Below are 21,905 nucleotides of genomic sequence, written 5' to 3' on the forward strand. Positions count from 1 at the left end.
ATTCTACTTTGGACTTTACAAGTCCTATGGAATTTCGTAAGATATATGATCAAAGGATTGCTTGATTTTTCTGTCCGAATTATTGTAGGAACTCCACTCGCCCTCTCCGCTACTCGCCGTCGTGGCTCGTAACGCTCCGAGGCACGGCTCGCTCGTCCTCAGGCATCCTGCCTTCGGATCAGAAAACATCACTCCCTATGGGTCGTTCATTTTCTGACTCGCTCACCCGTTCGATCCCTTCGTAGATTGTTTGTTAGATTGAGATTTATTTTTGGGAAAAGAGGAAAGAGTCTTTGCGGGCGAAGGGACTCGCCCTCTCCGCTACTCGCCGTCGTGGCTCGTAACGCTCCGAGGCACGGTTCGCTCGTCCTCAGGCATCCTGCCTTCGGATCAGAAAACATCACTCCCTATGGGTCGTTCATTTTCTGACTCGCTCACCCGTTCGATCCCTTCGTAGATTGTTTGTTAGATTGAGATTTATTTTTGGGAAAAGAGGAAAGAGTCTTTGCGGGCGAAGGGACTCGAACCCTCGCCAGAAGCTTGGAAGGCTGCTGTGCTACCGTTACACCACACCCGCATTGGTATATACATAGTTTTCTAGGAAGGTTCGCGGTCAATGATTTTTGGTTCCAGAATTGATTCGTTGTAGAGAATGGGTATATGGCCCTTCCGAAAGCTCTCGAAAATTACAGACAGTTCTACCGCAAAATCAAAACGTTTCAGGACATCGGTTCCGTTTTGCATTGGGATTCCGAAGTCATGATGCCTCCTTCGGGCAGGGAATACAGGGCCAAACAAATTGCGGAAATATCCGGCCTGACGCATGAATGGACCGTCGGCCCAGAATACAAAGATTTGATCGAAAAAGCGGTTCAGTCTTTGTCGGAGGTACCACAAACTCAAAAATCCCTCTGGGAAAGAGAGTTTTCCGTCTTGGAAGACGAGAGAAAAAAAGCGGAAAAGCTTCCTGCGGAGTTTGTGACGGAGTTTTCCGAAACCACGAACTTAGCTCATGCCGTTTGGGCGGAGGCCAAAAAGAACCAAAAGTTTTCCGATTTTTCGGAAATTTTGGAAAAGATAGTGGGACTTTCCAGAAAACAGGCAGATTACATCGGTTATACGACCGAGCCTTACGATGTTCTTTTGGATTCTTATGAGAAGGATGCCAAGGCTTCCGAGATCGATCAATTGTTCCAAGACTTAAAAAAAGAATTGGTTCCTATCGTTGAATCGGCTCCTTATTTCGAATCTCCTTTTTCTTCCCGCACCACTTCCAAAGAGAAACAAGAAAAACTCTGCAAGAGACTGCCTCCTCTCCTCGGTCTCTCTTTCGACGTTTCTCGTTTGGATGTAAGCCATCATCCTTTTTCCACAAGTTTGGGAAAAGCGGACAAACGAATCACCACTCGTTATTCCGAATCCGATCCTCTTTCTTCCATCTTTGGTGTGTTACATGAGACAGGACATTCTTTATATGAAGCGGGTCTTTCCGAAATAGAAGATTGGCCTAGCCCTCTCACGGAGTTTTTGAGCTTGGGAATTCATGAATCGCAAAGCAGGCTTTGGGAAAATCAAGTAGGAAGGTCTCGTTCTTTCTGGGAATTTTTATATCCGATCCTTATTTCCGACTTCGGTCTTACTGAAAAAGATATTTCCTTCACCGATCTTTATAAATCCATCAACTCGACTAAAAAAAGTAAAATCAGAGTCGAAGCGGATCAAGTCACTTATAACCTTCACATCATCCTTCGTTTCGAAATCGAAAGAGATCTCATCAATGGTAAAATCAAAGTGAAGGATCTTCCCGAACTTTGGAATTCCAAAGTGAAAGAATATCTAGGTTTGAAAATCGAAAACGATTCGGAAGGAGTTCTCCAAGACATTCATTGGTCTATGGGAGGGTTCGGGTATTTTCCTACTTATACTTTGGGAAATATATTTTCTTCTCAGTTTTTTGCCGCATTTGAAAAAGAAACTTCAGGGTATCAAAATAGTTTTGCGAAGGACGGAGATTTTTCTTCTCTTCTGAAATGGCTTCGTTCCAAAATTCATCACCAAGGTAAAATCCAAGATGTGAATTCTTTGGTTTCTTCCGCAACAGGTGAATCGCCTAATGCAAAGTATCTGATTCAATATCTTAAATCAAAAGTTTCCGAAGTGGGAACTATTTAAAGGAAATAGAATATGTCCGATTCGGATCAAGTATTGGAAAAAATAGGGCAACTTTCCTATTTCGACAATTTAGCTCTTTATTATCTTTGTATCGAAACTCCTCCTCAAACATTGGCACTTGCCTTTTTACAGATGAATGAAAAGATCTGCGGTTCTATGTTGGGAGTGTTGGATGTAAAACGACGCAAATACGTCCATGAATTGATGGCGATGCAGAAAGACGCATCTTTGGAAGATAAGGAAGCCGCCGCAAACGGACTACTTCTGATTGCGGACGGTCTGATTTCCAGAAATCTAATCGTTAAAAAAGGTCAGTTTTTCTTCGGCACTAAAAAAGACTGATACAATCCGATTCCTAAAAGAATCCAACCTATTAAAAAACAAACTCCACCTAACGGAGTGATTGCTCCTAATATCCTTTGGCCTGTGATCGCAAGAGTGTAAAGGCTGAAGGAAAAAAGAAGAATTCCGATGATGAAAAACCAAACGGAAAATAGAATTTTTCGATCCGGTTTTCCTTCTTGGACCGCTAACGAAACCAATACCACCAAACAAACGATCGTATGATAAAAATGGTATTTACTGCCTGTATCGAATACGGGAAGTCTTTCTCCGATAGTTTCTTTTAAGCCATGTGCACCGAAGGCACCTATGGCGACCGCTAAAAACCCTGATAAGCAAGTGATCAGGAAAGGAAGACGCAAGGATTGGTTCTTGACAAGATTCATAATTTACATTTCCTTTTTCCTATGAACCAAGATGCGTCGGGAAATAAAACAAAATTTGTGCGAGTTTGGAAACAATTGCAAGTGGACGAAGTCAAAAAACAACTTTTGTACATAGACGATCTGTACGGAACTTGCGGGAACTGCAAAAAACTAGGGTTAAACTATCTGAAGGATAAAAAGTGCCCCGATTGCGGCAATGTGTTCAAGTATTTAGCCACTAAAGTGAATCAGCCGAGCGAGATCGGTAAAATCCTTTCCCGCATTCAAAAAGAAGGCTTAGATTTAGTTTTAATCGAAAGAGAAGACTTTGAAAAATCCAGTGCGCAGGATGCCGCCAGAGATTTATTCAAATTCTAAAATCGAAAAGACCAATTGAATTGAGCCGTTTTGTTATGTGCTGATGTATCTTCCCAAGCATCGAAAGCACGTACGGCTCTGGTCACTGCCAGCGCCGTAAAAATTCCGATCGCATTCGGACTTTCCCAAACGGTACCAGGCCCTTTTTCATTCATCATATTTGACCAGATGTTCTTTTTAGGAAGGTTTTGCTCCGCATAGTAGTAAGCTCCTCCCACTAAAATCAAATCCACAAGAAAGTATGCCGCCATGCTGATGAGGGTGTCTTTATTCGTGTAAAGGGGGGAGTTCCATGAGTTGTACCCCACGGAAGCAACGGGAGAAATTAAATTTAACCCTTGTGATATGACGTGATACTTTCGTTCCAAAGGAACGGCAAACTCAGCAGGAGGTTTTCTTAGAAATTCCTGTTCGATGATTTGTTTCCACATCCTTTCCTGACCGGATCTAGCGGATTCGATTCTCAAAATGGAATCTTGAGAGGTTTTGCTGACCTTTCCGATATAGATATCGAAGTCGTATGGGTTTTTCCAAGTATGACGATATCGAAAGAGAAAACCTTTTGTTCTATCATCGCCGTAAAAATTAGGATCCATCTTGCTTAGAAGTGCGGTTAGGCGAAGATTCAAATCGTCGGGAGTTCCCATAATTTCGACAGTTTCTCCTGCAAATAAGGGAAAAGAAACGGAACAGAAAAGAAAACAAAGAGCGAGTTTGCGAAAAAAACGGTTCAAGGTGTGACTCCATCCATTTTCATGTAAGCAGCTAACAAACCAAAGATGTTATAGGATGCGTGGCAGGCCACGGAGATCCATAGATTTTTGGTTTTTAAATATAAAAATCCGAAATACATTCCTACGAATGTGAGTAAAAACGGAACGGCAACCGTGGTTCCGCTTCCGAAATGCAGCCAGCCGAAGATAAGGGAGATGATCATCAAACCTTCTTGTTCCAGATTTTTATCTATGAAAGATTTTAGCAAAAATCCACGGAAGAACACTTCTTCCATAATTCCTGTGATCATACCGATGGTATAAATTCCCCAAGCAAGAAGGTAACCGTTTCCTCCCGCAAGAGAGGCGGAAAGTTTTTCCGAAAAAATTCCCGGCTCCATTTTAACGCCTAATGCGAGTAATATATTGGAAATAAGAAGGACTGCCAAAAAAAGAGCAAAGCCGTTTCCTATGCCCTTTAAAATTACCTTCAAAGAAAGTTCTTCTTGAAGATCTGTGATGGGAATTTGTAGGATCTTTTTATAAAAGAAATATCCCACAACAATGTAACATAGAAACCAACTCACCGAATGCACCAAGGTGTAATGCGGTTTGTCCGAAAACATTTTGTCGTAAAACAACACTTCCAGTTTGCCCGGATTCTCTCCCATTTCTTTGGAGAATTCTTCCCGCAAAGGATTGAGGATTGCATTGTAACGATCTAGGGTTTCTTGAAAGCCGATTTTTCCCGCGATGAATTCTTCCAAAATCGGCTGCGTTTCCGCTTCCGGAATTCGGTCGCTGAAAACGTTATTTTGCATGAACCCCAGGTAGATGATAGTGAAAAGGCCGGTAGAGATAAGTATAAGTAAGAGAGCGAAAGCAGTGAGCTTAAAAATCTCATAAAAACGAGTTTGCATGTGCTCCCATCGTCGGTTTTGGGGGATAATCGTCATCGTTTTTTTAAAACCTGTCGACATTCATAGGGAAGGGTTTCTATGAAATTTTGCCGTTTAGCGATTGTCCTTTTTTGTCACATTTTTCTTTTTCATGAAACCCTTTTCTCCGAGCCTGCACTCGTGCTCGCCAATCTGGATTATCAAAATCCGATCTTAAAAAATTTAAGATCGGAAGTAAAAGAGAATCTTAGAATCTCCAAATCGGGACAAAGATACGACCAACTGATCCCTCTTAAATACTACCGCTATAAGGTGAAAAAAGAGGATAACTTTTTCAAAATCATGGCTCGTACCGGGATGGATTTGGAGACTTTGTCTTCAGTAAACGAATTGAGTTCTCCTCACGATTTAGCTCCCGGAATGATTTTGGAAATTCCAAACATGAGAGGAACCTTTCATCCCGAAGGAACACCTAACTCAGAATCGTCGAAAATGGAGTTGTCTAAAAAATATTCCATTCCTGAAGAGAAACTGCAATATGATGAATCCAGAGGCAAGTGGTTCGTTCCCGGAGTGATGATGGGAAAAGTGGAAAAATCTTTTTTCTACGGCTCAGGCTTTTTTATGCCTTTGGTTGAAGCGAGACTCACTTCCGGTTTCGGAAAAAGAAACGATCCTTTCACTAAAAAAGAAACATTCCACGGAGGAGTCGATTTAGCCGCAAAACAAGGATCAGATGTTCTTGCGTCTCAGGACGGAACCGTGGAATTTTTAGGAGTCAACGGCGGATACGGCAAGCTTATCATCCTAAAACATTCTTTAGGTTATGAAACCAGATACGGTCATTTGAGTGCTTACGAAGTCAAACATGGCGACACCGTAAAAAAAGGTCAGAAGATCGGTGAGGTAGGGATGACGGGAAGAGCGACAGGCCCTCATCTTCATTTTGAAATCAGAAGAAACTCCAAAAGACAAAAGCCGTTTTTCTCTTCTCATTGAAAGGGAAACAAGTTTTTTCTATTTAAGTCCTTTCGCAATCTGATCCCTCATCATCTTGCGGTAACGATCCATCGCATCCCTGTAGGTTTGTATACTTGTTTCCCTATCTGCGTGATTTTCCGTCAGATATCCTCTTGCCAATTTTTTTCTTAAAGAGATGTATTTTGCGAATTCGTCCTTACCTATCGCTTTAATGAAAAACTCCGTCATTTTTTTTCGCAAAGGCAGGATGGAATTCATAGTAAGAGTGACCATGATATTATTCGTCACTTCCGTAAGCAGATTTATATGACGCATTTCCAATTCCACGAGTACAGATATGTTGTTTAAGTTCTTCGCTTCTTCTTCATAGATGTTTAACATTTCCCGAATGTTGCGAATGCTGTAACGTTTCCATGCCAACCGGATCAATTCCGGCACAAGCACGATCCAGTATTCGAATGCCTCATCGATCAGATAACTATTGATATGTGAATTGTCCTCTTCCGATTCGGGAAAAAGTTCCATAAGGAATTCGGGACCCGCATTTTTTCTATAGTCCAGAACGTACACTCCGTCACTCCGTTTGATTTCCAAAATCTTCATAAATTCAAGATGTTTGAGAGCGATTCGGAGGGAGGTTTGGTCTGTGTTCAGTTGTTTGGAAAGTTCCCGCAAAGGGGGAAGTTTGTCCCCAGGTTTCAGTTTTTCCTCGTAAACGTCCCGGATGAACTTTTTCACGACAAGCTTATGAGGCAACATGGCTTTCCTGTGAGATATTTATCATTGACATTGTGATCACAATTCTTTAGTATTGTGTGAAAGTGAAATCGTCAACAGTTTTTGCGGTAATTCTGCATCGTAGGACGATTTCTGCATACAGGAATCAATTGCAGCAAATGTAAGAGGTACTACAAATGGACTTCCAAATCCCAGAATCGGTCGAATCCCTCCGCAAACAGATCAGAGAATTCATTCAGACGGAAATCATTCCTCTGGAAAAACACTATAATTACGAAACCGGTAGAATGCCGGAAGAGATCAACAGGCAAGCAAGAGCGAAAGTGAGAGCCGCAGGTCTTTGGACTCCTCATCTTCCGAAATCGGAAGGTGGATTGGGTTTGGATCAAATCGGCACCTGCATCATCTTCAGTGAAATCGGAAGATCACCCATCGCACCCTATATCTTCAATTGCGATGCGCCTGACGAAGGTAATATGCACCTTCTTTCGTTAGCCGCTACGGAAAAACAAAAGGAACTTATTTTACATCCTTTATGCCAAGGAGAATTGAGAACCGCTTTTGCGATGACGGAACCTTCTCCAGGAGCAGGATCCGATCCTACCAACTTACAAACGAATGCGGAGAAAGTCGGTGATAAATTCATACTCAACGGTCGCAAGTGGTATTGTACCGGAGCGAACGGAGCAAAGTATTTGATCGTGATGGCGAAGGTAAACGGAAGTTTCCGCAAAACTACCATGTTCCTTGTCCCTACGGATGCGAAAGGATACACGATGGTTCGGGAGATCGAGCTTATGGGATCCCACGGTCCGGGCGGTCATTGCGAATTGAATTTTGAAAATGTAGAAGTTCCCGAAGATATGGTTTTGGGAAGAGTGGGAGAAGGATTTCGCCTTTCCCAGGAACGATTGGGACCAGCTCGATTAACTCACTGTATGCGATGGACAGGTCTTGCCAGAAGAGCACTTTCCATTGCTCGTAGTTATGCGAAAGAAAGAATCGTTTTCAATTCTAAAATCGCGGAACACCAAGGAATCCAATGGATGTTTGCGGAATGTGCCACTGAAATAGAAATGGGGTTTTTACTGACACTGAAAGCCGCTTGGCTTTTGCAAACTGGTCAGGATGCCAGACAAGAAACATCCATGGCAAAATGGAAGGTGAGCGAATCACTTTGTAAATCCATCGACACTGCCATTCAAATTTGCGGAGGAAAAGGATATTCCAGAGATCTTCCTTTGGAACTCTTTTACAGAGATGCAAGAGCCGCAAGAATTGCGGACGGTCCTTCCGAAGTCCATAAAATGGTGATCGGCAGAAACTATGTTTCCGAAAAATGGGATTTTTGAGGGCTGTGTATGGAAATCAAGGAACTCAAACCTCTTATAGAAAACCATCTCACTAAAGTATGGAACTCTTCCGTAAAGATAGAAGACATCCATCATCTCAGTGGAGGAGCTTGCCAGGATAATTATTCCATTAAGCTTCAATTAGGTGAAGGATCATCCTTTTCCGAAAAAAACATAGTACTGCGAACGGACAAAGGAGCCTCCTTGCTTTCTTCCCTTTCCAAAAGAGACGAGTTTAAGGTGGCGGAACTTGCTTATAAGGCGGGAGTCAAAACTCCTGAGCCGATCTATCTGGAAGAAAACCGATCGATCATAGGTTCTCCTTTTTACTTGATGGAAAAAATTTCAGGAAGGGCAACTGGGCGTTATATCATTAAGGATGCAGAATTGAATGAATATAGAAAGTCGGGAATGGTTCCCGATTTGGCGGGGAATTTGGCCCGTCTTCATACGGTTCGACCCGAATCCGTGTTAGATGAAGAACTCAAACAGAAATTAAAAATCACGAACCCTAAAGTTTATGTGGACGATTCCATTTCCGATCTTCGTAAATCTTTGGATGAATTGCCGGAAGCTCATCCTGCTATTGAAATTTCCCTCAATTGGATGGAAAAAAACAAACCCGAGGTGGATTCCATCGTTTTGGTTCACGGAGATTTTAGAACGGGAAACTTTATGATCACCAAGGAAGGTCTGCAAGGAATTCTGGATTATGAATTCGCTCATTGGGGAGATCGTCACGAAGATGTGGCTTGGCTCTGTATGAGGGACTGGCGCTTCGGTAAATTGAACAAAGAAGTGGGCGGCTTCGGGGACAGACCCGATTTTTATCGTGCTTATGCAAACGTAAGTAAGGTGGAGATCGATCCTAAAAAAGTTCGGTTTTGGGAAATTATGGGAAATTTAAGATGGGCGATCGGTTCCGCACAACAGGCAGAGAGACATCTTTCCGGCAAAGACAAAGGAATCGAACTTGCTGCCATCGGAAGAAGAACTGCGGAAATGGAATGGGAAGCGATGAGACTCATCGAGGAGGCAGAAAATGCAGTATAGACCGGAAGCGAAAGAATTACTTTCCGCAATCCAAGATCTTTTGATGAAAGAGGTTCTTCCTAAATTGGAAGGTGAGGATTTATTATCTTACAAAACACTTGTAAGTTGGAATATGTTGGGAGTGATCGCCAGAGAATTGGATAAATCCGAGGAACAGGCATTTATCGAATTCGAAAGTTTCTCGAAAATAAAATCGGTATTGAAGGATTTCAAACTTTCTCCCGGCGAATTTCGATCCCTTTCTCAAAAGGAAAAAATAGAAAAACTTTCCTCATGGAATTCCGAACTCTCTTCTTATTTGAGAACTTCCAAAGAAAGTTCCGTAAAGTCTGAAGTTTGGGAACAGATCAAATCCGTTTTAAAAAACAATTTGGCGGTTTCGAATCCGAGGTACAACGCTTAGATGGGATTATTGTATTTGGTGCGCCATGGGCAAGCAGACCGTTTAGGAAAAAATTACGATCAACTCACCGAACTAGGTAAAAAACAAGCAGTTCTGTTAGGCGAATATTTTTTAAAACAAAGAATCGAATTCGATTCCGTTTATACGGGAAGTTTGCAGAGACAAAAACAAACTGCGGCCGGAATCTTAAGCGCATTTTCTTCCGAAAAGTTTTGTTTTCCCGAACCTTTGGAAAATGAAAACTGGGACGAGTTCGATTCCAGAATGTGGCTTTCTTTGGCTGCCAAAATCAGAAATATAGATTCCGATTTTGCCTCTTTGTATGAAAAATACAGACTCGCTTGGGAAAAAGGAGAGGAAAGCACTAGGGACTATTTTCAAATCCTTATCCAAAAAGTTTTGGCGGACTGGGTGAACGGGGTTTGGGATCCTATCGAACCATATACCTTCGAAGAATATGTAGAACGTGTGTTAAGCGCTCTTGGTTCCATTCCTCAAGACGTAAAAAGTACCTTGGTTGTTTCTTCCAGCACTCCCGTAGCCGTGACCATGGGGGAGATCTGCGGATTGGAGAGAAAAAGTTTTCCTGTTTTTATGAAATCGATCGTAAATACTTCGTTAAGCGTTTTTAGAAGAGAAAACGGAGTTTGGGAACCTGTTTCCTGGAATGCAGTGCCTCACCTACTTGACCCGGACGAAATCACAATCGTATAACAGAAAACAGGTTTTGATTACATAGGAGAGACGGAGTTGATGAATTTGAGCCTGTTTTTCGCCTTTTGCCCCCACCCGTTTCTAGGGTAGTTTTTATAAAGATGTTCGAAGGCGGCTCTTTCCTCTTCCATCGTTTTGGAAAACCTAACTTTGATTTCAGGTTCTTCCTGGAATTTGAAATTCACTTTTACATGAAAGGTTCCTAAAAAAGTGACAGTCCCGGGTTCCAAATTGAGGCGGGAAACATCGATGTCTTTTCGATCGAAGTCGATATCGATCTTTGCCGGTTGTTTGGTGGAACCGTATGCAAAATCGGAAGCTCCCCGATTCAAAAGATGAATCGCATCGTAGATTTCGTACTGTCCTTCTTTTAGATTTTGAAAGTAGTAATAGTTTTCCGTATTTTCGGAATATTCATAAACGGAATCCCCTTTTCTGAGGGTGACTTTTTGAAACCTAGGATCGATCAATTCATCTAACAGAAGTTCATCTTTTTGAAGGGTCATTTGCACGATGATCAAGGAACTTTGTGCGTTTCTTGGTCCGAAAGTGGAACAATCGGGAAAAAGAAGAAACAATATCCAAAGAATGAGTCCTTTGCGGACAAGAGAGTTTAAGACCGACCGCAGATTGAAATTGATGTTTCTTAGATTCATATTCCTAAACTCTCTTTTGATTTTATCCCATGGGGTATTGGATTTTTTTGGAAACCGCATTGATTTGGTTGAGGATGTCTTCCGATAGAATCACATCCGCCGCTTTCAATGATTCTTCCAATTGTGCGACCGTATTGGCACCTATGATTGTAGATGCGACGTAATCGTGTTGTTTGCTCCAGGCAACGGAAAGCACTGTGGGGCTCAGTCCGAAATTTTTGGCGATTTGGGTGAGTTCCGCAGTGGCAGCAAGAGTGTTGTCGTTTAAGAAACGATTGGACATTCTTTTTTGTCTGTCTCCTTCCTGCATATAACGAATGAAACGCGAATCTTTAGGAGGATTTTCCGTATTGTATTTTCCCGTCAGGACTCCGCCGGCTAACGGAGAGTAGGGTAGAAGGGAAACTCCTTCTTTTCTGCAAACTTGTGCGAGTTCGTCTTCGAATCTTCTGTTGAGGATGCTGAAGTTATTTTGAATGGAATCGTATCGGATGGATTTGTTTTTGTCCGAAGTCCAAAGGCTTTTCATCAGACCGTAAGATGTTTCGTTTGAGCATCCCGCATAACGGATTTTACCTTCTTTTTTCAATTCCGTAAGAACTTCCATTGTTTCATCGTAAGGCATATCCGGATCGGGCCAATGGGTTTGGTACAAATCGATGGTTTCCGTTCCCAATCTTCTTAAAGAACCTTCAATGGCTCTTCGAATGTGGTATCTGTCTAATGCTGTTTTTCCTTCCCGCAAAGGAGGGCTGAACCATCCGTGTCCCGGGCCGACCGCTTTGGTCGCAATGATGACTCCGTCTCTCGGTTTCGTTTGCAGCCACTTTCCGAAAATTTCTTCCGTTCTATGGACGAGTGATTTTTGGGGAGGGACAGGATAAATTTCTGCGGTATCGTAAAAATCGATTCCAGCATCATAAGCTTTATCTAATATACGAAATGCTTCCGATTCGTCGCAAGAAGAACCGAAAGTCATGGTTCCCATACAAATTTCGGAAACCACCATTCCTGTTTTGCCCAGTCTTCTTTTTTTCATAAATTTATAATTACCTTTTGATGGAGAAAGTTCTGAATTGCCCTTTCGGTTCTCCCCATTCTATGATATGGTCTTTCACTTTCGCCTTGGTAGGACCTCTTTGCATCGCACGGTAAAGGTCTTCTATGAAAAGTTGATCTCCTTCTACGACCGCTTCCACTTCTCCGTTCGGCAGATTTTGAGTGTAACCTTTCAATCTCATCTCTTGGGCTTTTTGCATGATGTAGTATCGGAAACCTACGCCTTGAACCGTTCCCCTAACGACGATTCGTGCTTTTTTCTCTATTGATTTTCCCAAGTGATCTCTCCTCTCTCTAACCTAGTTTATTTTTGTTTCTCTGCAATGTAATTTTCAATCAGCCCCTGGAAAAACGGAACAAACTTTTCATACACCGGTTTTTTGAAATCAACCACTGCATTTACAGTGTCTAATAGATGCATGTGTTTGATGGAAATGAATTCTATCTCGAAGTGATCCAGGTCGCATTCTTCCAAACTTCCGTCCCAGTAGTAGAGAATCCATCTTTGCAGCTGGCCTCTGAATTTTTGAAGATGTGAATTTAGACCTAGGTTGTTCGGAAAGTCGTAGGGAATCCAGTCAGGATATTCCCCCACATACACTGCGTTTTTAATTCCCAACTCTTCCCATAATTCTCGTTTGGCGGCATCTATATAATCTTCCCCTTCGTCGATCCCGCCTTGCGGGAACTGCCAGGAGCCGGGAAATTGATTTCTTTCCCCTACGATGACCGATCCCGAATGGTTAAAAACCACCATTCCTACGTTTTTGCGATAGGGTTTGTCCGTCATATAAGAAGAGGATTCGACTTAGAGAGAAAATCGCAAGAAAATCATTAATTTTTTGTTTCTCCCTGATGTCTCAATTTCATTCTTGGGAATAGGAGATCTTAGGATGAAGATCATTTTGGTTCGGCACGGTGAAGCGGAAGATCCTGCTTCCTCAAAATCGGATCAGTCTCGTACTCTCACTGAAAAAGGGATTCGAGACATTCATAAAATCGGAAGGTTCATTAATAAATCATCTTTAAAGGTGAGCCAGGTTTACTATAGCCCTTACATTCGAACCAGACTCACTGCAGAAATTCTTTCCGAAGAGATTCAATTCCAAGGCTCACCTGTTCCTTCCGATGAACTTGCTGCAGGAGCCGGCTGCACGAATATCCTTTCCGACCTGGTTTCTTTGACCAACTCGGACACAGTTTTGTTAGTCGGTCATAATCCCGATATCACTGATTTTGCGGCAAAACTTTTAGGAAACACCTGTGCCGCACAGAACCTTGTGTTCCAACCGGGTTCTACCATCGCCATCAATGTTGCTCGGGAAAAATTCGCACACGGTCAAATCATCTGGGCGTTATCTCCCGATTTATTGGATGAATGAGATTAAGGGACTAATTTTTTGATTTTGACACTCAAAGAAGGTGCTTCTTTCTTTCCATCGTAATACAAACAATTACTTACACAAGTATAGATAGAATTAGTGTCAGAGGTTATATACTGCACTAATAGATACGTATTAGCTGTTGCAATTCTATGCTGGAATTCCAAGCTTTGGGTTGCGGATGTCTCTTGTTTGATAAGAGACTTTATAATTACCGAATTTAATGCTGCCTTTTCAGCCTCTGAGGCACAAGTAAGTGGATTATCGCAACTTCGTGCATAAGCAACTAAGCTTTTGGCAGTTCCATTGACATAGTAAGCGTTAAGTGAATAATCTCCTGCTTCGGGAAAACGAACAATTACGTAGGAATAGCCGTTTATAGTTGCTTTAAAACAAAGATTTACAGTCGGAGTTGTTTCTATGCTTTTTAATTCTTCCACATTTGTGCAAGGAATTTCATTCGCAATTCGGAGTGCGGTGAGTAGCAAAAGATTTGTGGCATCCTTATTTTCTTCGTTCTTTTTGAAAATGAAACAATTTGAGAGTAAAGTGAATAGAAAAATGAGTAGAAAATAGCAGTAAATGGATTTCATTATGATCTTAAAAACCAGCGCGGTTCATTTTAGAATATGAAAATGTAAGGTTGGGCTGACAATCATAAATACTTAAAGAATTCGTAAAGCTTGACCAAAGTTTTCCCTCTGATTTTTTGGCTTAGAAACTAAAAACGGGGTGTAGCGCAGCGGTAGCGCACTTGTCTGGGGGGCAAGTGGTCGCCGGTTCAAATCCGGTCACTCCGAAAGTTTTTTGCTCATAGCTCTCCGAAATACCACAATCGATTTCTTTTTACATCATCGACTAAAATACGTTCACTTTCCGTAAGAGGTATAGCAAGAGGACAATTTGAATTCTGGGCATAGATTGCCAAATAAATCGACGGATCGAAAATCTTTTCTGTTTGAGAAAGGTTCAATAGATTTCGATCCTGAACTTTACTTTGACAATTCACATCATGTAAAAAGTTTTCATAACTAGGATTTAAATTTGACTTAGCTAAAATCGGATCGGTTCCTTTGGTCAACCTAGAAAGAAATTGTATTTCTTCCGATGCATCGATGATGCATGAATCGTATTTCGATGCTAAATCCCTTAGTCCTGAAATTAAAATTTCCAATCGCGCCTTCATAAGCACCGAATATGAATTCTTGTCGCAATCTTTCAGAGATAGATAAATACAGACATCCTTCTTATCCATTGAGACATCATAGGCTCTGAATCTACACCCAGACTGTGCATAATAGATATTTGCAAGAAGAAAAGTCGTTTTGCTTAAATCAGGAGAAGGAGCATTAAAACAACTGATAAAGGAAATACTAAAAATGAAAACTAAAAGTCTTCTCATAGTTAAATGTATGTTCCACCGGTTGATTCTGAAATTGAAAATAGGATTGTTTGTTTGGAACTTGGGTTTTCAGGTATTCTTCCAAACTCATTTCTTTGGATTGATAAGCACCGATTTTTTTTCCATCAACTCCAGTATCAAAAGAAGCGTATGCGTCTATCATATAGTAAACGGAAATGATTCCGAAGATCGCAGCGGATAAATAAAATCCATTTCTTGCATTTTCGAATTCATTTCTTTTTTGATTGTAATCCAAAAAATAGATAGAACTACTCACTTCTTTTCTTTTTTTCATCGAATCAAAAAAGAAATACGTGGCAGCGGTGAGAGCGGATATTTTAGAACCAAGTGCAATTGAATTGGAAAAAGAAATTTCTTTCTCCTCTCGAAGTTGATAATTTTCTCCGCTTCTAAAGTAAATCAGACTTTCGAAAGAGCTTTGCATTGGCGATGAATTATTAATTTTCTGAAAATACGCATCCTCTACAAAACTACGAACTTGGGAAGGATTGAATTTATGGCCAATATTTCCTTGCCTGATAAAGTAAGTTCCATCTTCCAATTTAGAATACTCTGCATTCGTATTAATTCCATCTTGGTAAATGATACGTCCTCGTTTCCAAACTGAATCAGCATACAAATTAGAAACAAAGACAAAGACTAAAAATAGAAAATATCTTACCATAAAATCGATTCTTTGTCTGGAACCACTGCTAATTTGTTACTCTTAGATGAATCTTTATAAAAGGTATACACTCCATTCTCTTCTTCAAAAAAACAGAATTGTATTACTTTTCCTTCTAGCATTTCTGGCGGATGTGGTAGAATTTTCGCTTTCATTAGCTTATGTCTGCAAATATTCAGCGTATCCTTAGGGCGGCTACCATCGTCTTCTACCTGCGAAGGAGTTTTAAGGCACTCCCCTTCTTCATGCTTTTTGTTCTTACAGGATAAAAAAAATAAACATAACAAAACTACAACGATAGCTTTATTATATCGCATTTGGCTTATTATCCCCAGCAAAACAAAAAAATGAAGTTTGTATACATTGATTATAAGATGTGTCACAAACTGAAGGATGAAGTTTACCTTCGGCCTTGCAAGTTTCATATGATTTTGGGCATAGAGCCAAACTAACTGCACACAATTCTTTGGATTGTGATTTTTCTTTCTTTCCCAAAAGGGATTTCCCATTTCCATCACAATGAATTACTAACAATAAAATTAGAATGATTTGAATTAATTTTTTCATACTGAGCAGTGTCCAAAGTAAAAACATAAGATAAGCAATAGTAACGTGTTATCATCAGCTGCAGGAAGTTCAGGAGGTTCTTCCGTCCATCCAGCAGGTTGTCCTGTAGGGAAAGTTGCACTGCTTGTAAAATTACATCTATCTCCCTGAGTTGGGATTGGATTTTCCCACCAATTTAAAGAAGTCAGTTTCTGATCTAAATTTCGAGTGTGCAAGGAATGTCCCCATGGGTGAGAGAAATGAATCCGATCTTCAAGATAAAGTGATGGGTTCCCTACCCACCACTTTCCTGCGGCCAATGCACCTGGATCTGAAAAAGCGAACCACTCGTCCATATGCTCTGCATTCCGGGTCATCGCTACTAAATTTTTTACCATGATAGTTTGGTAACCTAATTGTTGGGAAAGCCAAGTCGTATCAGTCCCTGCCATCCCTAATCTTGCGATGATATAATCTTCCCAAACATTTTCATGAGAACCTGCATATACACTAGATACTACAGTTGTGAGTGAGTTCAATGGCCGATGACACTGCCCTGCTGAAATGCAGGCGTCTATATCCGCAAATACCGCACCAGTAGCAGAGATACCTGCACCTAACATTTCTAAAGCTGCTGACAACATCTCTCTATAAAAGTCCCCCAATACTCCCAGATCACCAAAAAAAACAAATTCCGGTGGATCGGAAGGTCTAGGAGTTTGTCCTAGGAGAAGAACCCTTGCCCCTTGCGCTTGATGGTAAGTTACAATTCTGTTTAAATTATTGACCACGCTATTTTGTCTAAAAATGGTCAACCAAGGAATTGCTTTTAGCATCATCTCAAATCGAAGTAGATCATTCCCGCCAATCAGAATCACTGCTGTTTTGTTTTCCAGATTTACATGATTATTTGTGTGTGGGTCAGGGTAAAAAAGAAAAGGATTATAATCCGCTCGAACATCAAGGGAATGTCTTAGATCTTCTGAAGAAGAAGACCCAACTGCCTTTATCATAATATTATTTGCTTTCGATCCAAAATAAATTTCAGGATTTACTGTTATTAGTCCACCCACACTAGTGAGTGCAGCAGTCATAGAGTCTCCCCATAATAAAACATGATTTCTTGTGTTTGTTGCTACCTCTTCTACAGAAATTGGTCCACGAGGAGAAGATTGATCATTTTTTAAAAAGCACTTAGTTCCAAGTATCTCTGCATATCTGCCGTCTGCATAAGTTTTTACCATCAATGCTTCTGCAAATTCTTTGGCTAATTCTGCCTGAGTTGGAATTCCATTAATTCTCTTGAAAATATTTTCTTGATACCAGTCGTCGATTGCCCCCGCATATAGGCTGGTAGATAAAGAATGAAGTAAGAAAACAATAGATATAAAAATTATTCTTAACATTTTAAAGTCCGATTTCAGCCTTAGATTTTTCTGTGATGATTTTTATAACTTCCTCTCTTAGGAATAAATACTTATCGGATATGTTCGATATGGCTTTACATTCTTCTGAAGTATTCACATCGCATCTGCTCTTGATTAATTGAAGTGCAAACACCCATGATACTATTTCTAGGCGAAGGTCTTTTAAAAATTCTATCGGATGGTTTTTAGCATTCTCAATCGTGATTTGGATTGTTTGGTCGATGTATTCTTCCAAAGTCATACCTGGAGAGTATCCTTCTATTTGCCCAATGAACTTTGTTCCTTCCGAGGTAGTATTGTTTCTAAAAAACTCATTTAAACTTTTGAGTTCTTCCAATTGAATGGTAATGACTTGATTGTCATTAAATCCCTTTCGCAATATTAAATTTTTAGTACTTTCGATTTTTTGGGACTCTACAGCTATCATAGGCGAGGGAGCAAATCCCTCTGGAATGACTAAAGCAGGATATCTGACTTCGGTATTTGAAATTGGCGCAATCAGGTTTCCTTTAGGAGTTGAAAAGTCACAGCCAATTAGGGTACAAACCAAAATAAAAAAAATCTTTAAAAAATAGTTCTTCATAAATGATTCATTATATATTAAATCAGAATATTTTTTAAATTAAAATAGATCTAGTGATTATTTAATATATATTCAGGGTTTAGAACGTTACGAGCGTTATTTCCGTAAGTTTTGAACGTTAAAAACGGTGGATTTGAATTTTTCTGTCTGAGGAGTACCGAAAAACTTTCGTTATCTCTTTGTGAGATGAACTTGTATGTGCTGCTTGCTTTATTTGAGAAAAAAACCAGCAGGCTCTTTGAGGAAAGCCTGCCGGAGAAAATTCAGGATGGTGATGAGTATAACGAATTAAGGAGAGGTTTTTTTGTTTTCGTTCTCTTTGTTGAAATACTTGACTACGTTGTCTTTCAATTCATCAAAACGAACGATTCCCCAAGCCACTCCCATTTTTACTTTGAGAGCACTGTCACTGGTGTCTTTTTCCCCTTGTTCTTTCAGCTGTTTGAAGTTTACCTCAAACTGGCTCTTTTTATCGTTTAGGTCGACAACTAGTTTTTCCCAAACTTCTTTGGAAGTTTTTACGGCTCCGATGCCTGCGTTTACGATTTCTTGAAGTTTATTTTCCACATTGCTCATAGGAGGTTTCTCCTTATCTGAATTCCATTATTTTGCACTGCACAAAACTGGCAAGCCAAATAATATTTTTCTAGAGAAAATAGAACGGTATGGCCAAATTCATACATGCGTACATACAAACTCACTTTCCTAGTGCTTGTCCTGGGATTCTTCATTTCTTGCGGTTCCCCCGTAGAAAGAAAACCTTTGCAAGGTTGCCTCAAAATCGAAGGAACCCCCGGTCCGGAAGACATCGAACTGGCTGTTTTGGACAAAAAGCCGTTCCTCATCGTATCCAGTCATAACAGGCGTAATATGGAATCGATCGGAACTTTGTTTTCTGTCGATTTGAGCACGGATGCAAAGTCAGCTAAAGTGATTCCTTTGCAGGCGAATTATCCGGCAAACTTCAGGCCGCACGGAATCAGTTATGCGAAAGTGGGAGGGAAAGATACACTCGCAGTGATTTCCCATACTCTTAGGGAAACCAATCCTCATACTTTGGAAATATTCGAAAGAGATAAAAAAGGAAGCTGGGTTCACACTAAAACTTTGGAAGATGAAAGTTTAACCAGCCCTAACGATTTGTTCCTCACAGAATCGGGAGAGATTTTCGTATCGAATGATGCCGGATCGGGAGGAAATTTCAGAAGGTATTGGGATGTACTCATTCGAAGCGCACGATCCGACATCTCCTATTATAACGGTAAAAAATTCAAAAGTTTGAATGAACCGGTTCTTTTAGGAAATGGAATTTTAGTCAGAAAAGAAAACGGTTCCGAGAGACTTTATCGTTCCGTATTTGCGGATGATGCCCTTTCCGTTTATGAAATCAAAAGGGAATCGGACGGTCATCCTAACTTGAAGCTTTTGAAAAAAATTCCTTTGGCAAGTGGGCCGGATAACATCATTCAAGACGAAAAAGGAGATCTTTGGGTTGCCGCTCATAAGTCTACTTACCTCTTTTTGAGACACGCCTCCAATGCTAAAAATATTTCTCCCACTCAAGTCTTCCGAATCGACGGAAAGACAAACGACGTGTATGAAATTTATGCGGACAATGGAGAAGAGATTTCCGCAGGAAGCACAGGTTTACCTTTTAACGGACGTTTGTATATTTCTCAAGTGTTCGAAGATTTTCTTTTGAGTTGTTCGAAACCTTGAACTAAGGATTTTCCTACGAAGGCTGCGGCTATGGCGTCCCAAGAGTCGTCATGGCCTTTCAGATCGTGGAATCCTAAAATCAATTTAATCGCCTGCCTCACTTCTTTTTTCGTAGCATTTCCTTTTGCGGAAATTCCTTTTTTGATTTGTGTTGCAGTCGGTTGCACGACAGGAATCGCATTTTCGCCTAAACTAAGTAAGATGACTCCTCTGGATTCGGAAACTCTCATTCCTGTAGTGATGTTGTTTACGAAAAATAATTCCTCAACACATCCGAAATCGGGTTTGTATTCCAGAAGAATCTCATCCAATTCCTTTTTGATTTGAATCAAATTATGAGGGGATGGGGTTTTCGGAGGAACTTCTATGGTTCCATAAACCAATAGATCCGGTTTGGATCTATTGGTTTCCGGAAAGGATAAAACGGCATAACCGATTCGGTGAGAACCTGGATCGATTCCTAAGATTTTCATTGTTTCTATTTTTCCCGTTCACAAGCAGACTTATGTCTACTCATCCGTTCGTCAACCGGCATTGTCGAAAAATGCAAATGACAAGGTACTTTCCCAATATAATGTGGAGGAAAACCATCCCGCAGGTATGAAATAGCATGACCGCAACGGCAGTTAAACTCGAAAAATCGCAAGCAGAAAAGGCTCTTCAATCCCAAGCCTCCCTTTTAAAAGAAGTAACACAACGTCTGGCTAAGAAAAATTCCGAAAACGGAAAAGTATCCGTCAGCAAAATGGATAAAACCCAACATGTATTCTATCAACTCGCATGGATGACCGCACAACAAAGAGTTGCTGAGAACTTCATCGTTTACGCATGGGACACGAACAAAGGAACCGGTGAATTAGAACAAAAAATGGCTCTCTCCTTCGTAGGAGAAACGATCACCAATATTCGTTCCGAATTGTCTGCAAGACCTGCGGAATACGAACTCACTTATCAAGAAATTTTTTCCAAACTCTATTCGGATGAAATCAACACTTATGTCGAAGCGGCAGCTAAAATCGACAACTACAACGAAATCACTGACAAGATCGTAGAACTAGGTCATTTCGGTGCTTACGGTTATTCTGAAGATCATGAAAACTTCCGCCAAATCTTCAAAGATTTCGCAGAAGATGTAGTGATTCCTCACGCAGAACACGTTCATAGACACGACGATATGATCCCTGAAGCGATCATCGGCGGATTGAAAGACATGGGTTGTTTCGGTCTTTGTATCCCTGAAAAATTCGGCGGTATTCAACCTGACGATCGTCCTGATAATATTTCCATGTTAGTCGTTACAGAAGAACTTTCCAGAGGTTCCCTAGGCGCTGCCGGTTCTTTGATCACAAGACCAGAAATCATGTCCAAAGCCCTTCTTAAAGGAGGAACTGAGGAACAAAAGAACAAATGGCTTCCTCTTCTAGCTTCCGGAGAACGTATGGCGGGAATCATGGTAACAGAACCTAATTACGGTTCCGATGTTGCCGGAATTTCCGTAACTGCGAAAGAAGTAGACGGAGGATTTGTAATCAACGGTGTAAAAACCTGGTGTACGTTCGCAGGTTATGCGAACCTACTTTTGATCCTTTGCCGCACAGAATCCGATCCTAATTTAAAACACAAAGGTTTATCCATCCTTCTAGCTGAAAAACCTACTTTTACAGGACACGAGTTCAGCTACAAACAAGATGGTGGCGGAACCATCCAAGGAAAAGCGATCGGAACCATCGGTTACCGAGGAATGCACTCCTACGAAGTTTCTTTCGAAGATTATTTCGTTCCTAAAGAAAACCTACTCGGAGGAGAAGCTGGTCGTGGAAAGGGATTTTACTTCCAAATGGAAGGGTTTGCAGGCGGACGTATTCAAACTGCGGCTCGTGCTAACGGAGTGATGCAAGCATCTTTGGAAGCGGCTCTTCGTTATGCGCAAGAAAGAAAAGTATTCGCAAAACCGATTTACGACTATACTCTTACAAAATTCAAAATCGCTAAAATGGCGATGATCGTGCAAGCGACTCGTCAATATACGAACTATGTAGCGACTCTTTTGGACAACCACAAAGGACAAATGGAAGCAACTCTTGTTAAGTTGTATGCTTCTAAAATTGCAGAGTGGGTGGCTAGAGAAGCGATGCAGATTCACGGTGGAATGGGATATGCGGAAGAATATCCTGTTTCTCGTTACTTCGTAGATGCAAGAGTGTTCTCTATCTTCGAAGGTGCGGAAGAAGTAATGGCTCTCAGAGTGGTTGCGAAAGACCTTCTCGACCAAGCTCTTTCCGCTTAACAAGAAAATAAGTTCGGCGTAAAGCTGGCAAACCTCTCTAAGGTATCTT

General features: G+C 40.9%; 27 protein-coding genes and 2 tRNA genes. 12 read left to right on the forward strand and 17 right to left on the reverse strand.

All coding sequences use genetic code 11. The annotated features are described in order from the left end of the window. Positions 1-506: 506 nt before the first annotated feature. Positions 507-577 (reverse strand) — tRNA-Gly (locus tag EHS15_RS17875). Between the two features lie 83 nt (positions 578-660). On the opposite strand from EHS15_RS17875, the gene EHS15_RS17880 reads away from it, so the two are divergent. After that, complete coding sequence (locus EHS15_RS17880) at positions 661-2,172, forward strand: carboxypeptidase M32 (RefSeq protein WP_135761960.1); 1,512 nt, start codon at positions 661-663, stop codon at positions 2,170-2,172. 12 nt (positions 2,173-2,184) lie between these two features. After that, positions 2,185-2,514, forward strand: a complete 330-nt coding sequence (locus tag EHS15_RS17885) for a hypothetical protein (protein WP_135761961.1) — start codon at positions 2,185-2,187, stop codon at positions 2,512-2,514. Here EHS15_RS17885 and EHS15_RS17890 read toward each other — a convergent pair. Further along, positions 2,484-2,900 carry a DUF423 domain-containing protein gene (locus EHS15_RS17890; RefSeq protein WP_135761962.1) on the reverse strand — a complete coding sequence of 139 codons (417 nt, stop codon included), beginning with the start codon at positions 2,898-2,900 and terminating at the stop codon, positions 2,484-2,486. The genes EHS15_RS17885 and EHS15_RS17890 overlap by 31 nt on opposite strands. 21 nt (positions 2,901-2,921) lie before the next feature. On the opposite strand from EHS15_RS17890, the gene EHS15_RS17895 reads away from it, so the two are divergent. Further along, positions 2,922-3,257 (forward strand): hypothetical protein, encoded by a 336-nt coding sequence (locus EHS15_RS17895; RefSeq protein WP_135761963.1) that lies wholly within the window; start codon positions 2,922-2,924, stop codon positions 3,255-3,257. On the opposite strand, the gene EHS15_RS17900 is transcribed toward EHS15_RS17895, so the two are convergent. Both EHS15_RS17900 and EHS15_RS17905 read right to left on the reverse strand, forming a co-directional pair. Beyond that, a complete protein-coding gene (locus tag EHS15_RS17900) occupies positions 3,254-3,991 on the reverse strand; it encodes a hypothetical protein (protein WP_135761964.1) in 738 nt (245 codons plus the stop codon). The genes EHS15_RS17895 and EHS15_RS17900 overlap by 4 nt on opposite strands. Beyond that, positions 3,988-4,890 (reverse strand): CPBP family intramembrane glutamic endopeptidase, encoded by a 903-nt coding sequence (locus EHS15_RS17905; RefSeq protein ID WP_135761965.1) that lies wholly within the window; start codon positions 4,888-4,890, stop codon positions 3,988-3,990. Before EHS15_RS17905 ends, EHS15_RS17900 begins: the two co-directional genes overlap by 4 nt. A gap of 78 nt (positions 4,891-4,968) precedes the next feature. Between EHS15_RS17905 and EHS15_RS17910 the strand changes: the two genes are divergently transcribed. After that, complete coding sequence (locus EHS15_RS17910; protein WP_135761966.1) at positions 4,969-5,868, forward strand: LysM peptidoglycan-binding domain-containing M23 family metallopeptidase; 900 nt, start codon at positions 4,969-4,971, stop codon at positions 5,866-5,868. Positions 5,869-5,886: 18 nt separating this feature from the next. Here the strand turns inward: EHS15_RS17910 and EHS15_RS17915 are convergent, their stop codons facing one another. Further along, positions 5,887-6,609 carry a FadR/GntR family transcriptional regulator gene (locus tag EHS15_RS17915; protein WP_135761967.1) on the reverse strand — a complete coding sequence of 241 codons (723 nt, stop codon included), beginning with the start codon at positions 6,607-6,609 and terminating at the stop codon, positions 5,887-5,889. A 155-nt stretch (positions 6,610-6,764) separates the two neighbouring features. On the opposite strand from EHS15_RS17915, the gene EHS15_RS17920 reads away from it, so the two are divergent. From EHS15_RS17920 to EHS15_RS17935, 4 genes are read left to right on the forward strand one after another with little or no spacing between them, the layout of a single operon-like run. Continuing rightward, complete coding sequence (locus tag EHS15_RS17920; protein ID WP_135761968.1) at positions 6,765-7,940, forward strand: acyl-CoA dehydrogenase family protein; 1,176 nt, start codon at positions 6,765-6,767, stop codon at positions 7,938-7,940. Positions 7,941-7,949: 9 nt separating this feature from the next. Continuing rightward, positions 7,950-8,993: a phosphotransferase family protein gene (locus EHS15_RS17925; RefSeq protein WP_135761969.1), complete on the forward strand. Its 1,044-nt coding sequence runs from the start codon at positions 7,950-7,952 to the stop codon at positions 8,991-8,993. Continuing rightward, a complete protein-coding gene (locus EHS15_RS17930) occupies positions 8,983-9,396 on the forward strand; it encodes a DUF6285 domain-containing protein (protein WP_135761970.1) in 414 nt (137 codons plus the stop codon). Before EHS15_RS17925 ends, EHS15_RS17930 begins: the two co-directional genes overlap by 11 nt. Next, positions 9,397-10,110, forward strand: coding sequence for a histidine phosphatase family protein (locus EHS15_RS17935; RefSeq protein WP_135761971.1), 714 nt, complete (start codon positions 9,397-9,399; stop codon positions 10,108-10,110). 17 nt (positions 10,111-10,127) lie between these two features. On the opposite strand, the gene EHS15_RS17940 is transcribed toward EHS15_RS17935, so the two are convergent. The 4 genes from EHS15_RS17940 to EHS15_RS17955 are packed head-to-tail and all read right to left on the reverse strand — an operon-like array spanning position 10,128 to position 12,615. Beyond that, a complete protein-coding gene (locus tag EHS15_RS17940; protein ID WP_246052289.1) occupies positions 10,128-10,766 on the reverse strand; it encodes a hypothetical protein in 639 nt (212 codons plus the stop codon). A 22-nt stretch (positions 10,767-10,788) separates the two neighbouring features. Beyond that, positions 10,789-11,805 (reverse strand): aldo/keto reductase, encoded by a 1,017-nt coding sequence (locus EHS15_RS17945; protein ID WP_135761972.1) that lies wholly within the window; start codon positions 11,803-11,805, stop codon positions 10,789-10,791. Between the two features lie 10 nt (positions 11,806-11,815). Further along, the gene (locus EHS15_RS17950) at positions 11,816-12,103 is read right to left on the reverse strand and encodes an acylphosphatase (RefSeq protein WP_135761973.1); all 288 of its coding nucleotides are present in this window, start codon (positions 12,101-12,103) and stop codon (positions 11,816-11,818) included. A gap of 26 nt (positions 12,104-12,129) precedes the next feature. After that, positions 12,130-12,615 carry an RNA pyrophosphohydrolase gene (locus EHS15_RS17955; protein WP_135761974.1) on the reverse strand — a complete coding sequence of 162 codons (486 nt, stop codon included), beginning with the start codon at positions 12,613-12,615 and terminating at the stop codon, positions 12,130-12,132. Positions 12,616-12,718: 103 nt separating this feature from the next. On the opposite strand from EHS15_RS17955, the gene sixA reads away from it, so the two are divergent. After that, complete coding sequence (gene sixA, locus EHS15_RS17960) at positions 12,719-13,207, forward strand: phosphohistidine phosphatase SixA (RefSeq protein ID WP_135761975.1); 489 nt, start codon at positions 12,719-12,721, stop codon at positions 13,205-13,207. Between the two features lie 2 nt (positions 13,208-13,209). On the opposite strand, the gene EHS15_RS17965 is transcribed toward sixA, so the two are convergent. Continuing rightward, on the reverse strand, positions 13,210-13,800 hold the full coding sequence (locus EHS15_RS17965) for a hypothetical protein (RefSeq protein WP_135761976.1): 591 nt from the start codon (positions 13,798-13,800) through the stop codon (positions 13,210-13,212). A gap of 135 nt (positions 13,801-13,935) precedes the next feature. On the opposite strand from EHS15_RS17965, the gene EHS15_RS17970 reads away from it, so the two are divergent. After that, a tRNA-Pro gene (locus tag EHS15_RS17970) sits at positions 13,936-14,007 on the forward strand. An 11-nt stretch (positions 14,008-14,018) separates the two neighbouring features. Here the strand turns inward: EHS15_RS17970 and EHS15_RS17975 are convergent. From EHS15_RS17975 to EHS15_RS18000, 6 genes are all read right to left on the reverse strand, one after another. Further along, positions 14,019-14,609, reverse strand: a complete 591-nt coding sequence (locus EHS15_RS17975; protein ID WP_135761977.1) for a hypothetical protein — start codon at positions 14,607-14,609, stop codon at positions 14,019-14,021. Then, on the reverse strand, positions 14,581-15,294 hold the full coding sequence (locus EHS15_RS17980; RefSeq protein ID WP_135761978.1) for a hypothetical protein: 714 nt from the start codon (positions 15,292-15,294) through the stop codon (positions 14,581-14,583). The genes EHS15_RS17975 and EHS15_RS17980 overlap by 29 nt, the downstream gene beginning before the upstream one ends. Beyond that, positions 15,288-15,812 carry a hypothetical protein gene (locus EHS15_RS17985; protein WP_135761979.1) on the reverse strand — a complete coding sequence of 175 codons (525 nt, stop codon included), beginning with the start codon at positions 15,810-15,812 and terminating at the stop codon, positions 15,288-15,290. The genes EHS15_RS17980 and EHS15_RS17985 overlap by 7 nt, the downstream gene beginning before the upstream one ends. 45 nt (positions 15,813-15,857) lie before the next feature. Next, the gene (locus tag EHS15_RS17990) at positions 15,858-17,246 is read right to left on the reverse strand and encodes an SGNH/GDSL hydrolase family protein (RefSeq protein ID WP_135761980.1); all 1,389 of its coding nucleotides are present in this window, start codon (positions 17,244-17,246) and stop codon (positions 15,858-15,860) included. Position 17,247: 1 nt separating this feature from the next. After that, complete coding sequence (locus EHS15_RS17995; protein WP_135761981.1) at positions 17,248-17,850, reverse strand: hypothetical protein; 603 nt, start codon at positions 17,848-17,850, stop codon at positions 17,248-17,250. 288 nt (positions 17,851-18,138) lie between these two features. Beyond that, positions 18,139-18,426: an LIMLP_16025 family protein gene (locus tag EHS15_RS18000; RefSeq protein ID WP_135761982.1), complete on the reverse strand. Its 288-nt coding sequence runs from the start codon at positions 18,424-18,426 to the stop codon at positions 18,139-18,141. A 105-nt stretch (positions 18,427-18,531) separates the two neighbouring features. Between EHS15_RS18000 and EHS15_RS18005 the strand changes: the two genes are divergently transcribed. Next, entirely contained in the window at positions 18,532-19,569 is a 1,038-nt protein-coding gene (locus tag EHS15_RS18005; protein WP_135761983.1) for an arylesterase, read from the forward strand. On the opposite strand, the gene EHS15_RS18010 is transcribed toward EHS15_RS18005, so the two are convergent. Further along, positions 19,527-20,042, reverse strand: coding sequence for a crossover junction endodeoxyribonuclease RuvC (locus tag EHS15_RS18010; RefSeq protein WP_135761984.1), 516 nt, complete (start codon positions 20,040-20,042; stop codon positions 19,527-19,529). The two genes, EHS15_RS18005 and EHS15_RS18010, sit on opposite strands and share 43 nt — an antisense overlap. A gap of 137 nt (positions 20,043-20,179) precedes the next feature. On the opposite strand from EHS15_RS18010, the gene EHS15_RS18015 reads away from it, so the two are divergent. Further along, the gene (locus EHS15_RS18015; protein WP_135761985.1) at positions 20,180-21,856 is read left to right on the forward strand and encodes an acyl-CoA dehydrogenase family protein; all 1,677 of its coding nucleotides are present in this window, start codon (positions 20,180-20,182) and stop codon (positions 21,854-21,856) included. Positions 21,857-21,905: the final 49 nt, after the last annotated feature.

Origin of the sequence: Leptospira idonii (assembly GCF_004770995.1) — a bacterium.
GTDB classification, from domain to species: Bacteria; Spirochaetota; Leptospiria; order Leptospirales; family Leptospiraceae; genus Leptospira_A; species Leptospira_A idonii.